The organism is Erysipelatoclostridium sp. MSK.7.34 (assembly GCF_019041935.1).
Lineage (GTDB): Bacteria > Bacillota_I > Bacilli_A > Erysipelotrichales > Coprobacillaceae > Thomasclavelia > Thomasclavelia ramosa.
Genome location: NZ_JAHPYJ010000016.1, coordinates 19,426 through 35,182 on the forward strand (window position 1 = coordinate 19,426; position 15,757 = coordinate 35,182).

The window sequence follows — 15,757 nt, forward strand, 5'->3', positions numbered from 1 at the left end:
TTTTACCTACCTTCTACCATCTTTAAGATTGCTGCTTTACTGTGCCCCCGTAATTGAAGATCATAAGCCCAATCTAATAGCTCGCTATACTTGGATGACGGTTCAATCCCTAACGCCTTTAAATCATATCCGTCAACTAATGGCAACTGAGCTTTGGTTGATAGCCGTGCCATCTTTTCTTTCATAACATAATCAAAGCGATTAATATTTTCATGTTCATCTTTGTATCTACCAAGTTTATCACATTTTGTGATTAAAATTAAGTCTTCAATCGTAACTATTCCATCAATTCCTTTAAGAATTTTAAAATAGCTATAATCCTTTGCTTCATTTCTGACCATATTCATTAAATGCATATGATAGAAAATCATTGTTTTAATATATTTTTGTAACTGTTTATCTGGGATAAATGCTTTTACTTCTTGATTAAAAATCTTTACCCCCGCTTCATTATGACCCGGAGCATGACCGTCTTTAGTTGTTACTGTAGCTTTACCAATATCATGTAATAAAGCACTCCACATAAAACCTAATGGATTACTTGTTTTATGGCAGCATAAAGCCGCTAAATCAGTTACTAATAAAGTATGCCGCCATACATCTCCTTCAGGGTGGTAATCAAGCCGTTGCATAGTTTTCGATAATACATCTAAACATGGCCACAAAGCCTTGATCTCCTTTAAAAAAGTTAACCCAATTGAAGGCTGCTGGCTTAAGAGGAGCTTACTATATTCTTGAAATACCCGCTCTTTACTTAGTTTATCCAAACTTTTATTTTGAACCATTTTTTTACACATTAATTTAGTCGCCGTCTCAATACAGAAATCAAGACGTGAAGCAAATTGTGCTGTTCTCAAGACTCTTAACGGATCTTCAATAAAAGTTGTTTCACTAACCATTCGTAATGTTCTTTTTTCAATATCTTCTTGACCATGAAAAAAATCATAGATTTTTCCTGTCTTTATTTCATACATCAACGCATTGATTGTTAGATCACGTCGTGATGCCGCAACTTTTAAATCTAAATTTTGATTTACTGTAACATCAAAATCCTGATGACTCTCACCTGTCTTTATTTCCGTTCTCGGCAAAGCAAAATCAAAATTTGGTAAAACATCTAATTTTAAAATTCCGAATGATTTACCAATACTATTGACATTGCCATAATTAGCTAATAATTCTTCCAATTCATCGACACTAAGCCCATATACCTCAACATCTACATCATGATAATCAACCCTATTGTAGATCAACATATCCCGAACGATTCCTCCAACTAGAAAAGCTCTACCATGGTGCTCGTCTATATCCTTAAAGATCTTTTTAGCAAGTGGACTGAAAGTATACCTATTTTTCACCTTGAAGCTCCATGATGATATCGCGAAGTTCCATCGCACGTTCAAAGTCAAGTACCTTCGCTGCATCTTTCATTTGTTTTTCTAATTCTTGAATCATAACTTGTTTATCTTTCTTGCTTGCTTTCTTACCTTTTTTAACTAGACTTGCAGCATCATCGATGACCTCTTGACCACGAATTGCATCACGAATTTCCTTATGAATAGTTGTTGGGGTAATATTATGTTCTTTATTATAAGCATCTTGGATCTTACGACGACGATTAGTTTCTTCAATCGCATAAGCCATTGAATCAGTAATCTTATCACCATACATGATTACTTCACCATTACTGTTACGGGCAGCCCGACCAATCGTTTGAATCAATGAACGGTTACTTCTTAAGAACCCTTCTTTATCAGCATCAAGAATACATACTAAACTTACTTCTGGTAAATCTAAACCTTCTCGTAATAAATTAATTCCGACTAAAACATCATACTTGCCAAGTCGTAGATCCCTTAGTATCTCGGTTCGTTCCAAAGTCTTTGTGTCACTATGTAGATAAGCTACCTTGATTCCAAGTTCTTTCAAATAAGCACTTAAATCCTCAGCCATTCGTTTAGTCAATGTTGTTATTAGAACTCTCTCATTACGATCTTGACGAATTTTGATTTCACTGATAATATCATCAATTTGATCCTTTGTTGGTCGTACTTCAATAACCGGATCAAGTAGTCCAGTTGGCCTAATAATTTGTTCAACTACTTTATTTTCAACATGTTCTAACTCATAATCCCCAGGTGTTGCTGATACATAAATGACTTGATTTATAATTTTTTCAAACTCTTCGAAGCGTAATGGGCGGTTATCAAGCGCGCTTGGTAATCTAAAACCATATTCAACTAATGTCTCTTTACGTGAACGATCCCCATTATACATTCCTCGAACCTGAGGCAACATAACGTGACTTTCATCGACGATCATTAAAAAATCTTTAGGAAAATAATCAATCAACGTATAAGGGCGTTGTCCTTCATCACGACCATCAATATGCCGTGAATAGTTTTCAATTCCAGGACACATCCCCACTTCCCGCAGCATCTCAACATCATGGCGCGTTCGTTGTTCCAAACGTTCATGTTCTAGTAATTTAGTTTCTGCTTTGAATGTTTCTAAACGATTCTCTAATTCTGCCGTAATCGTATCACAAGCCTTTAAAATTTGTTCTTTTTTCGTTACATATCCATAAGCTGGATAGATCGTATATGTATTGTATACGCCCAAGACATGCCCAGTCAGAGGATCCACTTCACTGATTCTTTCAACTGTATCACCAAATAATTCAATTCTAATTAACCAGCTTTCAGTATGTCCTGGAACTATTTCAATGACATCCCCACGAACTCTAAATGTTCCTTTAGTCTGTTCAATATCATTGCGTTGATATTGCCGATCAACTAAATATGTTAGTAACTCTTTACGATCAATGTCTTGATCGACCCGCAGTGAAAAGATCATTTCTTTGTACTGTTCAGGATTTCCTAATCCATAAATTGAAGCAACTGAAGCAACAACAATGACATCTTCCCGTTCTATTAACGAATTCATTGCCGCACTGCGCAGCATCTCAATTTCATAGTTTGTTTTAGCATTTTTATCAATATATAAATCTCGCCCAGGAATATAAGCTTCCGGTTGATAGAAATCGAAGTTTGAAATAAAATATTCAACTCTATTTTCAGGAAAAAATTCTTTTAATTCCGAATATAATTGTCCTGCCAATGTTTTATTGTGAGCCAAGACAAGTGTCGGTTTATTCACAGCAGCAATAACATTAGAAACAGTGAAGGTTTTCCCAGTACCGGTCCCTCCCAGTAAGACCTGTTCTTTTTTTCCTTCTTTAATTCCTGCAACTAATTGTTTAATTGCTTCCTCTTGATCTCCCATTGGAGAAAACGGAGAAACAAGCTTAAATTTTTGCATTGTAACACCTCCTATAAGTCCTTTCTATTATACCAAGAAAACAGCGAAGTTAAAAGAATTATGCCCATGATGAAAATAACTATGCCAGGCATAGTTATTTTATCAATTCCATTAATTTTTTATACTGATAATCATTATTTTCACTATTAGCATACATGATTACCGCAGCCTCTAATTTCTGCCGATCACTATTAGTATAAATACCATCAACAGTTAAATTATTAGCTTGTTCAAATTGTTTTAAGGCTTCCACTGACTGTTGTGAAAAATATCCATCATTACGTCCACAGTCATAACCTAAAATACTTAACATTTTTTGCATTGAGGCAATTGCTGTACCAACACTATCATATCCCATATCAGTTTCCAGTGCTTTGGTATAAATACCACTTGTATCCGTATTACTTACAGAATAATCAGGTGTCAATCCTTTTCCATTTATCCATGTACCACTTGGTAATAACCATTTTGCATAAGTATATTTTAAGACTGATCCATCACTGAGCTGTTTTTGCGTCTGCGCCGTTCCCTTACCATAAGTTTGATCCCCAACTAATTTATAATTCATTTTTTCTTGTAATGCTCCTGCAACAACTTCTGATGCTGATGCAGTATTTCCATTTACAAGAATATATCCATTTATAAAATTATATTTTTGACAATCTTTAGCCTTATATTTCTCGATTGCACCGTTTTTAGTTTCCATTTGAAAAAGCAGTTTATCTTCTTTCATAAATAAACTTAATACATCAGTGGCAGCTGTAAGATATCCTCCGCCATTATCTCGCAGATCTAAGACCAAAGTATCAATTTTTTCAGCAGTAAAAGTCTGTAAAGCTGCTTCAATATCATCAGCTGTAGTACTTCCAAAAGTATTAATTTTTACATAACCAAATTTTTTACCATCATTATCTCTTATTTCACTAGTTACCGCACTATCTACATTGGCTCGCTCTACTTCAACTTCTTGTTGTTCAGTATTACGTATAATTGTCAACTTAACTTTAGTATTCGCTTCACCACGAATTAAATCAGAAATTTCATCAGCACTCTTACCAGCAACACTATTCCCGTCAACGCCTGTAATAATATCTCCAACTTGTAAACCACTTTTTTCTGCTGGCGAATTTTTATACACCTGCATTACCATTGTACCTTCACTAACAGTTCGCTGTGCTACACCAATACCTTCATAGTTCCCATCAACACTTTGGTTATATGTCTTAGATTCTTCATATGTAAAATATGAAGAATGCATATCCCCCAGCGATTCTACTAAAGCGGTAATAGTATTCCCTTTGATGTCAACATCCTTATCATTAGGATTTAACCAAGCTTCATCTAATATTTCATAAGCTTCATCAATAATTGATTCTGCATTTTTGCTAGTACTGTTAGTCGGAACTGTTTTTTTTGCTACATAACCAGATACAAAACCAACTGCCAAACAAACAATCATACAAACAATGAATAGGGTTTCTCTAATATGTTTTGTTTTCTTTGGCTTCAACTTTGGCTCCGGATTATGATTTGGGCGAATAAAGTCTTCCATGTCTACACCTCACATTACTACATTTTAGCATAAAAAATTAATAACTTTTAGTAAAACTTAAAAAACATTATAAAATATTATGTGACAAATTTTAATCATCCCCTGCTGCTCAACAATATTATTAGCACTATCAAGCACGGAATTATTGTATAGGAAAAGCAAAATATCTAGTTCACTGCAAATGATTTGATACTGTTTAATTACATTTTGATATAAATAATCATAAGTTTTTTACATCCTTTAGAATTCTTAATAACTTTATCATACATTCTCCAATTAGTTCTATTTTAAACTATATTTTATTACTATATTAAAAAAATATTATACAAAAAAGCTGAAAGTTTCGGAACTTTCCTAATACTTTCAACTCTAGTTTTTAAAATATTCATTTATTCCTAAAACAATTCCCGTAACAATTTTATCTTGATAAGTACTGTCTCCTAATAACCTATCCTCATCTGGATTAGACATAAATCCCATTTCTACTATTGTTACAGGTACTTGACACCAGTTTATTCCACTCATCACATCAGTAATAATAACGCCACGATTTTTGCTGCCTGTTTGATTACAAATACTATTTACAACCGTTTTTGACAATCGTTGAGAAGCTGTAGCAATTTGACTACAATATGGATTAGATTCCGATGGTGCCATAGTTAAAGTTCCATGAATACTACTACTGTCATCACTATTACAGTGCAGTCGAATAAATGCTCCAGCATTATTTTTATTAGCAATCTCCGCACGCTGCTGATTAGAAATATTCACATCTTGACTTGTCCGAACCATAATTACTTGATAACCCGAATCTTCTAATTTTTTTTGTAACTTTAATGCAACTTCAAGATTAATTGCTGATTCTAAATTACCTGTACTTATTCCCGTTGCTCCTGTTGTTACTTTAGCTTTTGTTTGACTAGCTCCAGGTCCAATTGGCTCTTTGTTGCTATCGCCACGTCGTTGATGTCCTGCGTCAATCACAATTACACGACTATCACCAACGATTGGTAATTGAACTGTTCGCAAAGATTCCGGAACAAGTACTTCGCCTTCTTTTTCAACAAATGCCGTTTGTTGAGCTTCAACTGCTTCAGTTTTGATTAATTCAGAATCATTATTTTGTTTACAGCCACTAAAACATAACATAATTAGGAAAATACTGAGTAATTTCTTCATTATTTCACCCACTCTTCCTCATTATATCATAGATTAGCTATTAATAATTGCCTCTAATTCACCATCAATCATCTCTTTTAAAGTTTCACAGCTACGATCAAATTTATGTTGATCTACATTATTTAAATGCAGTGTCATGATCTTACTAATCCCTTGACGATTAATGATTGCAGGTACCCCGATATATAGCCCTTCTTGCTTATATTCACCTTGTTGATATGCAGAAACTGTTAATACGGCATTTTCATCACTTAAAATTGCTGTAATTAAACGATTTAAAGATAGACCTATACCATAATAAGTTGCATTTTTACGTTTAATTATCTCATATGCAGCTTGTTGTACTTCTTTATAAATTTTATGCATCTCGTTCATATCGATATTCATTTCCACAATATATTCCATCATACTCTTGCAGCCAATATAAGTATTCATCCATGGTACAAATGAAGAATCACCATGTTCACCTAATATATACGCATGAATATTTGTTGAGGAAATATTCAAATATTCACTTAATAAATAACGTAATCTAGCTGTATCTAAAATAGTCCCACTACCAATTACACGGCTTGTTGGTAATCCTGATACTTTTTGGACTACATAACTCATCAAATCAACAGGATTACTTGCAACGATAATAATTCCATCAAATCCACTAGCCATAATTTGCTCAGTAATAGATTTCATAATTTTTGCATTAACACTAGCTAATTCCAATCTTGTTTGATTTGGTTTTTGAGCAGCTCCAGCAGTAATTACAACAATATCAGCATCTTTACATTCATCATAACCACCAGCTTTAACCTTTAAACTACTTTTACTATATGGTAGACCGTGGCTAATATCCATTGCCTCTCCAATTGCTTTTTCTTGATCCACATCTATTAATACAAGTTCATCAATACCACCAGTATTTAAAATAGAATATGCCATTGACATTCCTACAAAACCAGTCCCTACTAATACAACCTTTTTCAAATCATCATCTTGTCTCATTGTTAGTTCCTCCTTACAAAACCATAATAGTATTTATTACTAAAATTGTCATTTGATATGCTCTATTAATTTATTGTACTCATTTATTATAAAATTAAACCAGGATAACAATTCTTTAGTCATAAAATTTCTTACAAATTAATAAGTGGTAACGAATCTTTCTAAATCCATGATAGTATAATAAAAGGTTATAGTATTATTTAATAACATACTATAACCACTATCTTTTAAATAAATTCTTTTTCAACTATAAATAATTTATTTTGTAACCAAAAAGGGTTCTTACTAATTAAGAACCTCTTAATCTATAGCATTACTAATGAGGCTATATAACCAACCACTAAAGCAATAACATACGAAATAAATAATATTTTAAATGTGTCTTTTTTATTCTCATTATATTTTATTAAAGCTAATGTTCCTACACCGGCACTTGTCGTTAAACCTGTCAGTAATGCACCAAAACTTAAACCACCGGACACATATAATTGTGTCAGTATAACTGAACCAGCACAATTAGGGATAAAACCAATAACTCCCGCAATGATTGGCTGGAAGATCCAATTTGTTTTTAAAAGGTTGGTTACTGTTTCTTCACCAATCCCCGCAATAATTAATGTAAAGACGATATTTGTTAATAAAATAAAGATAAAAATATTGAGTGTATGTCGTAAAGCCGGTAACCAAATACCATTTTGACAACCACAATCACAAGGCTCTACTTGTAAATATTCATAATCATCATGACTTCGATGATTCAAACGATCTACTACATAACCGGTAACTGTACCTAAAACAATTTTTAAAACAATTAAAACAACTAACATTTCCCATAAATCAGGATGTACTACTAAAATAGCCAAAGCTTCATCACTTGTGGCAATAAAGATTGATAATAAAGTTCCCATTGTCAAGTAACGCATCGAATATAATCGGGCCGCAATAACTGAAAAACCACACTGAGGGATACTTCCTAAAATCGCTCCGATAAAAGGACCGACTTTTCCAAACTCCATTACCTTATTGACAACATCACGATTAGATATGTATTCTACTAATAAGCAGGCCAAAAATAATACTGGTACTGTCATCAGGGATTCTTGAATTGGTTCTAATAATATTTCCATTAAATCACTCCTATCTCAATTGTTAGACTAGCATAACTTTTATATAGACTTTGTTTAGTTTACCATATTCTTATATAATTTCAAACTTATTTCTCTATTATACGCTCAATTATACAAAAATAAAGCGCTGTTTTTGTCTTAACATAATATTTATAATCCTTATCTTGATGATTTAAGAAATATTAGCTAAAATGGAATCATTAAATAACAAAGGGATCGAGAATAATGAAAATAACAAAAAAGCAGTTAAATAAAATAAAAATGATTGTTTGTGATCTTGATGGCACACTGTTTAACCATAAAAAAGAAATATCATCAGCTACAATCACTTATTTAATTAAATTACAAGAAAATGGTTATACTCTTGTTCTTGCAACAGGTCGCTTCTTTTATGAATTAAAGCCATACATTGAACAATTACAGCTGGAAAAATATCATGGCTATGTGATTTGCTGTAATGGAATAGAGATTTATGATCTTACTCACAATAAGTGTAGATCTTTTTCTTTTTTAGAACAAATAGAAATTAACGAACTACTTCAATTAGCCCTTTATTACCGGTTAAATATACGTGCTAATTTTGATCATAAATATCAAATGATTTTAAATAATTGGCTATACTTTTTAATCCCCTTGATTCGAATATTTACTAAACGTTATCCCGACCTCACTTTTTATAAAAATACTGCTGTAGTACCTTGGAATAAACTTGGAAAAATTTGTTTACTTTCTTCACCTAGAAAATTAAAGCTTTTTGAAGCTGCTGCACAAACAAAATTTCCTGGACTATATCAATATTATTACACCAACCCTTACTGTGTTGAAGTTGTTAAAGCAGAAGTCAATAAATGTTATGCTGTAAAATATTTATGTCAGTTAAATAATTTAAATTTAGAAAATGTCTTAGCTTTTGGAGATAGTGGTAATGATGAAGAATTATTAAACAATGCCGGTATTGGGATTATTATGAAAAATGGTCTTTCCTCATTAAAGAAAAAAGCTACCTATCTTACTTTCAAAAATAATCGACATGAGGGTGTCTTAAATATGTTAGAATATTTATTTGATGATCTTATTAAAGATAAAAATTAGGCTAACAGCCTAATTTTTTATGACAACCGATTTTTAAAATCACAATAATTGAATTCTTTGATTATTTTAAGTTTTTCTTTTTGTTTTAAAACAATACTAGGTAAGTTCATCCCATTAAAAGTATTATTTTTTACCATTGAATAAATTGCCATATCTTTAAACCATAACTGTTGTCCTACCTGTAAAGGCTGGTCAAATGAATAATCACCAATAATATCTCCAGCTAAACAAGTTGGTCCTCCTAAGCGATATGTGTATGTTTTAACATTTGGTAGTGCACTATCGATAATTTCTGGTCGATACGGCATCTCTAATACATCTGGCATATGACAAGCTGCTGAAGTATCCATAATTGCGATAGCCATACCATTGTGGGTAATATCTAGAACACTGGAAACTAGAAAACCAGCATTTAAAGCCACAGCTTCACCTGGCTCTAAATATACTTGTACTTGATATTTTTCTTTTATTTCATTAATAATTTTTATTAATTTTTCAAGATCATAGTCTTTACGAGTAATATGATGACCACCACCAAAATTCAACCATTTCATTTGTCCTAAATACTTACCAAATTTTTCTTCAACAGCCCTAATAGTAGTTATTAAATCATCGCTGTTTTGTTCACATAGAGTATGAAAATGCAGTCCCTCTATTCCCTCAAGCAGTTCTTCCTTAAAGTTTTCTAATGTTACCCCCATTCGTGAAAACTTTGCGCAAGGATCATAGATTTCATGACCTATTTGAGTTGAACATTCAGGATTGATTCTAATTCCACATGAAGTACTTGTTTGTTTTGCTAGATTTTGATATTTTTGCCACTGATTAAATGAATTAAAGACTACATGGTCACATATATTCATGATTTCTTCAATTTCATCATCACGATAGGCGGTACTAAAAACATGATTTTCTTTATGCATCTCTTCATAGCCAAGCTTAGCTTCATATAGTCCACTAGCAGTTGTCCCATCTAAATATTCAGCTATTAGAGGGTAAACACTGAACATTGAAAAACATTTTTGAGCCAATAGAATTTTACAACCAGTTCGTTCTTTAACCGTATGAAGTATTTTTAAATTTTTTTCTAATAATTGTTCATCAATTAAATAATATGGTGTCTTCATTAATCTACTAATACCGGATTATGATCTTCAATCCATGGCAATCCCCATTTATTTAATGCTTCCATAAATGGGTCCGGGTCAAATTCTTCAACATTATAAACACCGGCTCTCTTCCATTGACCTTGTAATAACAGCATCGTTCCAATCATTGCCGGAACTCCTGTAGTATAACTAACGGCTTGAGACCCAACTTCCTTATAACATTCTTGATGGTCGCATACATTATATAAATAATATTTTTTTTCTTGACCGTCTTTTTTCCCTTGATAAATGCATCCAATATTTGTTTTGCCAACTGTTCGTGGTCCTAAGCTGGCAGGATCTGGTAGAACTGCTTTTAAAAATTGCAATGGAATAATCTGTTTACCTTCATATTCAATTGGTTCAATCGATGTCATTCCTACATTTTCTAAGCACTTTAGATGTGTTAAATAGCTTTCGCCAAAAGTCATAAAGAATCTAATTCGTTTGATTCCCGGAATATTTAAACCCAATGACTCCAGTTCTTCGTGATGCAACAAATACATATCTTTTTTACCAACTTGGGCAAAATCATATTCACGTTTAATTTCCATTGGTTTTGTCTCTACCCAATGTCCATCTTCCCAATAACTTCCGTTGGCAGATACTTCGCGAATATTAATTTCTGGATTAAAATTTGTTGCAAATGGATATCCATGATCCCCACCATTACAGTCTAAAATATCAATATAATTAATTTCATCAAATTCATGCTTTAAAGCGTAAGCACTAAATACACCTGTTACCCCAGGATCAAAACCACATCCAAGAATCGCTGTTAATCCCGCCTGTTCAAATTTTTCACGGTATGCCCATTGCCAGCTATACTCAAATTTTGCTGTATCTTCCGGCTCATAGTTAGCGGTGTCTACATAATGACAACCAGCTTCCAAACAAGCATCCATAATTTTTAAATCTTGGTATGGTAATGCAAGATTCAAAACTACCTCTGGTTGGAAATCTTTCATTAAAGCAACTAGCTCTTCAACATTATCAGCATCAACTTGTGCTGTATGAATAATTGTTTTTGTTTTCCCATCTAACTGCGCTTTTAGTTTATCACATTTACTTTTTGTTCTTGACGCAATCATAATTTCTTCAAATATCTCACTGTTTTGACAACATTTGTGAATCGCTACTGTTGCAACTCCACCACAACCAATAATTAACGTTCTTTTCATTTATTTTCTCCTTTATTCATTGCTAATAATAATTCCCTTAATACTTTGCAAGCGACTGCCGTTGATCCTCCACTTTGATCATAAACAGGTGATAATTCATTAATATCCATAGCTACTACATTTAGCTCACTTACAGCAATCATCGCCTCTAATAGTTCCATAAAAGTCACGCCTCCTGCTTCGGGCGTTCCTGTTCCTGGAAATACACTGGGATCCAAGACATCTAGATCAATTGTAAAATACACCGGATACCCGCGGCATGCCTCAATTGCTTTTGATAGTCCTGTAAAATTAAATTTATTTAAATTAGTATGTTCTCTAGCAAAGTAAAACTCTTCTCGTTCACCACTACGAATTCCAAATTGATATATTTTATTATCACCAATTAAATCATATATTCGTCTAATCACAGAAGCATGGGAAAGTTTTTCACCTAAATACTCATCACGTAGATCGGTATGAGCATCGAAATGAATAACACGTATCTCTGGATATTTCTCAAATACTGCCTCAAAAGCTCCTAACGTAACAAGATGTTCGCCACCAATCATACATGGTAATTTATTTGCTTTAATAATTGTTTTTGTTGTTACTTTGATTATATCTAATGCTTTGCGGGGATTTCCAAATGGTAATTCAAGATCACCACCATCAAAAACTTTAATATCTTCTAAATCTTTATCCTGATAGGGACTGTATGTCTCTAGACCAAATGACTCTTGGCGCATTGAAGATGAAGCAAAACGAGTTCCCGGTCGATATGAGGTGGTACTATCCATTGGGGCTCCAAAGATTACACACTCAGCTTCATCAAACGATGCCTCTAGTCCAATAAACGTCTGTATATTTTTATTCCACATCTCTTAATAACTCCTCTACATAATTTGGTAATGCAAACGAACCTACATGAATGCCGGTATTATAATACTTTGTTTTCATCCCTCGAGCATTCCATTTTGTTTTTTGAAAATCTTTGATGGGATGATATTTTTTTGAAGCAAAACCAAATAACCAATGCCCTGAAGGATAGGTAGGAATATGCGCTTGATAGACTCGAGAAATCGGAAAACTTTCAACAATTCGTTTATGAGCCCGTTGCATTGCAACAGCATCTTCTTGATAAAAAGGACTTTCATGTTGATTAACCATAATTCCTGTATCATTTAATGCTTTATAACAGTTACCATAAAATTCCTTTGTAAACAGTCCCTCACCCGGTCCAAAAGGATCTGTTGAATCAACAATGATCAAATCATATTCATTTTCTTTACCTCTAACAAACTTTAACCCATCTTGATAATAGATTTGTAATCGCGGATCATCAAAACAACATGCTGTCATCGGTAAATATTTTTTACTTACTTCAACAACTAACTCATCTATTTCAACCATATCAATCTTTTCAATCGTTTCATAACGGCATAATTCTCTAATTACACCCCCGTCTCCTGCTCCAATTACTAATACTTTTTTGACTTCAGGATGAACAGCCATAGGAACATGAACAATCATTTCATGATAAATGAACTCATCTTTTTCCGTTAGCATCATATAACCGTCTAGCGCTAAAAATCGTCCAAATTCTTTTGAGTCAAAAATATCAATTTTCTGGAATTCACTTTGACCACTAAATAACTGACAATCTACTTTAATCGAAAAATTCACACCATTTGTATGTCTCTCCGTAAACCATAATTCCATTTATTTCATCTCCCCTTTAAAACATTAAGTTTATTTATTGCCATATCTTCAGGACCAGTCATAAAGCACCCTTTTTCTTTAGCATATTGAATATAATCTAGAATTTCTTTCGTGATCCTTTCACCCGGTGCTAAAATTGGAATTCCCGGAGGATAACACATAACAAATTCACTGCAGACTCGATCAATACTTTGATAAAGCGGCAACGATTCTTTTTCTCCATAAAAAGCTGCTTGAGGAGAAATAACTACTTCAGGATTAATATATTCATGATCAAACATTCCTGTCCGATCCTTCTTAAACCGCCGGCGTATTTCCAAAAGTGCTCCGATTAAACGCTCAATATTTGCTTCACTATCACCGACCGAGATATAAGCAAGAATATTTCCAATATCACCAAATTCAATTTGAATCCCATACTCATCTCTTAATAAATCATATACTTCGATTCCAGCCAATCCGATATCAAGTGTAAATATTGATAATTTCGTTACATCAAAATCATAAACACTATCCCCATTGATCAATTCCTTACAATAAGCATAATAATCACCAATTTGATTGATTTCTGTGCGTGCGTATCCCGCAAGGCGACGAACCCTGTTAAAAATCTCATTACCATGTATAGCTAAATTTTTACGTGACATATCTAGACTCGCCATCAATAAATACGAACCGCTTGTTGTTTGTGTCAAATTAACAACCTGACGTACATAATCAGCATTTACATTTTCTCCTAACAGTAAGAAAGAGCTTTGCGTCAAGCTTCCACCTGATTTATGCATACTGACACTCGCCATGTCTGCTCCAGCCTCCATCGCTGACATCGGTAAATCATCATTGAAATAAAAGTGTGTTCCATGTGCTTCATCTACCAAAGCAAGCATATTATGCTTATGTGCCAATGCAACAATCGCTTTTAAATTTGAACATATCCCATAATACGTAGGATTATTTACTAAGATTGCTTTTGCATCGGGATTATCTTTGATTACTTGCTCTACTTGATCAAGTGACATACCTAGAGATATTCCTAATCGTTTATCAACATCAGGATTTACATAAATCGGAACCGCCCCAGTCAAGATCATCGCATTAATGGCACTACGATGGACATTACGTGGCATAATAATTTTTTCTCCTGCTTTAACACTTGCCATAATCATACTTTGAACTGCTGAAGTCGTTCCGCCTACCATAAAAAAAGCATGAGCGGCACTAAAAGCATCAGCTGCTAATTCTTCTGCTTCTTTGATTACCGAAACTGGATGACATAAATTATCCAATGGCTTCATTGAATTAACATCGATACTCATACACTTTTCACCTAAAAAATCTGTCAATTCTGGATTTCCTTTACCATGTTTATGGCCAGGAACATCAAAGGGAACTAAACGTTCTCTTTTCATTTGCTGTAAAGCTTCATAAATAGGCATTCTACTTTGATCTAATTTCATATTGCCTCCTAAAAAATATTACTTCCACTGTAAATCTCAATCATTTCTTGTCGTAAATTATTCGTTATCTCAAGTCTTACCTTTGGCGGCAATTCATAGATATCTGTTTTAAATAAGTAATTTTGTAAATCAATTTCTTTGATTAACATCTTCGTATGGTACAAATTAGCCTGATATACATTAATATCTGTAGCATCATAGTTAAGTAATGTTTTAACATCAATAAACTGTTGAATCGAAGTCATTGGGCTATCCATAAAAAGTTTCTTTCCTTTAATATCCCGAGTAAAACCGCGGACCCGATAATCCATTGTAATGATATCAGAGTCAAAGCTGCTAATTAAAAAATCTAACGTTGACAACGGTGATATTTCTCCACAAGTAGCCACATCAATATCTACCCTAAATGTCGCAATACTTGTTTCTGGATGATATTCAGGATACGTATGAACAGTAATATGACTCTTATCTAAATGCCCTAAAATAACTCGATCATCAACTTCTTCCATTTTTCCTTGACGACTTTCTAACATCTCTTCTTCCGCTAATAACATTGTTACACTGGCGCCTTGGGGATCATAATCTTGTTTTGAAACATTTAATACATGGGCTCCGATCATATTAGCTACTTCATAAAGAATATCAGTCAATCGCTTTGAATTATACTGCTCATCAATGTAAGCAATATAATCTTTTTGTTCCCTCTGACCTTTAGCATAGCAAACATCGTAAATATTAAAACTTAATGATTTAGTTAGGTTATTAAAACCATATAATTTTAATTTCTCATTCATACCAGTTTCCCCTTCTCCATAAAAAAAACTCAAGCAGGTACAATCCCACTTGAGTATCAATACGACATATTATTAGAACATCAAAAAATATCCTATATTATTAGCGTCAGAGTCTATATAGCAAGAATTACTTTTACTACTCTTATTGATTGTTTCACAAGTGTGATGTGCCTAAGCACACGGTTGTATAGTCACCAACTCAATGC

The 15,757-nt window shown here is 33.3% G+C and carries 13 protein-coding genes; 1 reads left to right on the top strand and 12 read right to left on the bottom strand.

Annotated elements, in window-relative coordinates:
* Positions 1 to 2: 2 nt before the first annotated feature.
* The 6 genes from KTF99_RS11145 to KTF99_RS11170 form a co-directional block, all read right to left on the bottom strand.
* Entirely contained in the window at positions 3 to 1,358 is a 1,356-nt protein-coding gene (locus tag KTF99_RS11145; RefSeq protein WP_003535263.1) for a CCA tRNA nucleotidyltransferase, read from the bottom strand.
* Complete coding sequence (gene uvrB, locus KTF99_RS11150; protein WP_003535266.1) at positions 1,348 to 3,321, bottom strand: excinuclease ABC subunit UvrB; 1,974 nt, start codon at positions 3,319 to 3,321, stop codon at positions 1,348 to 1,350. The genes KTF99_RS11145 and uvrB overlap by 11 nt, the downstream gene beginning before the upstream one ends.
* Positions 3,322 to 3,415: 94 nt before the next feature.
* On the bottom strand, positions 3,416 to 4,873 hold the full coding sequence (locus KTF99_RS11155; RefSeq protein WP_003535268.1) for a S41 family peptidase: 1,458 nt from the start codon (positions 4,871 to 4,873) through the stop codon (positions 3,416 to 3,418).
* 369 nt (positions 4,874 to 5,242) lie between these two features.
* Positions 5,243 to 6,052, bottom strand: a complete 810-nt coding sequence (locus KTF99_RS11160; RefSeq protein WP_008792462.1) for an N-acetylmuramoyl-L-alanine amidase family protein — start codon at positions 6,050 to 6,052, stop codon at positions 5,243 to 5,245.
* Between the two features lie 33 nt (positions 6,053 to 6,085).
* The gene (locus tag KTF99_RS11165) at positions 6,086 to 7,051 is read right to left on the bottom strand and encodes an L-lactate dehydrogenase (RefSeq protein ID WP_003535272.1); all 966 of its coding nucleotides are present in this window, start codon (positions 7,049 to 7,051) and stop codon (positions 6,086 to 6,088) included.
* Positions 7,052 to 7,356: 305 nt separating this feature from the next.
* Positions 7,357 to 8,178 carry a putative manganese transporter gene (locus KTF99_RS11170; protein ID WP_003535275.1) on the bottom strand — a complete coding sequence of 274 codons (822 nt, stop codon included), beginning with the start codon at positions 8,176 to 8,178 and terminating at the stop codon, positions 7,357 to 7,359.
* Between the two features lie 225 nt (positions 8,179 to 8,403).
* On the opposite strand from KTF99_RS11170, the gene KTF99_RS11175 reads away from it, so the two are divergent.
* Complete coding sequence (locus KTF99_RS11175; RefSeq protein ID WP_008792463.1) at positions 8,404 to 9,270, top strand: Cof-type HAD-IIB family hydrolase; 867 nt, start codon at positions 8,404 to 8,406, stop codon at positions 9,268 to 9,270.
* Positions 9,271 to 9,287: 17 nt separating this feature from the next.
* On the opposite strand, the gene nspC is transcribed toward KTF99_RS11175, so the two are convergent.
* From nspC to speD, 6 genes are read right to left on the bottom strand one after another with little or no spacing between them, the layout of a single operon-like run.
* Entirely contained in the window at positions 9,288 to 10,397 is a 1,110-nt protein-coding gene (gene nspC, locus KTF99_RS11180; RefSeq protein ID WP_008792464.1) for a carboxynorspermidine decarboxylase, read from the bottom strand.
* Positions 10,397 to 11,599, bottom strand: coding sequence for a saccharopine dehydrogenase family protein (locus KTF99_RS11185; RefSeq protein ID WP_003535281.1), 1,203 nt, complete (start codon positions 11,597 to 11,599; stop codon positions 10,397 to 10,399). Before KTF99_RS11185 ends, nspC begins: the two co-directional genes overlap by 1 nt.
* Positions 11,596 to 12,459: an agmatinase gene (gene speB, locus KTF99_RS11190; protein ID WP_029482023.1), complete on the bottom strand. Its 864-nt coding sequence runs from the start codon at positions 12,457 to 12,459 to the stop codon at positions 11,596 to 11,598. Before speB ends, KTF99_RS11185 begins: the two co-directional genes overlap by 4 nt.
* Complete coding sequence (gene speE, locus KTF99_RS11195) at positions 12,449 to 13,300, bottom strand: polyamine aminopropyltransferase (protein WP_003535286.1); 852 nt, start codon at positions 13,298 to 13,300, stop codon at positions 12,449 to 12,451. Before speE ends, speB begins: the two co-directional genes overlap by 11 nt.
* Positions 13,301 to 13,305: 5 nt before the next feature.
* Positions 13,306 to 14,757: an aminotransferase class I/II-fold pyridoxal phosphate-dependent enzyme gene (locus KTF99_RS11200; protein ID WP_008792465.1), complete on the bottom strand. Its 1,452-nt coding sequence runs from the start codon at positions 14,755 to 14,757 to the stop codon at positions 13,306 to 13,308.
* An 8-nt stretch (positions 14,758 to 14,765) separates the two neighbouring features.
* Positions 14,766 to 15,551 carry an adenosylmethionine decarboxylase gene (speD, locus tag KTF99_RS11205; protein ID WP_008792466.1) on the bottom strand — a complete coding sequence of 262 codons (786 nt, stop codon included), beginning with the start codon at positions 15,549 to 15,551 and terminating at the stop codon, positions 14,766 to 14,768.
* Between the last annotated feature and the right edge of the window lie 206 nt (positions 15,552 to 15,757).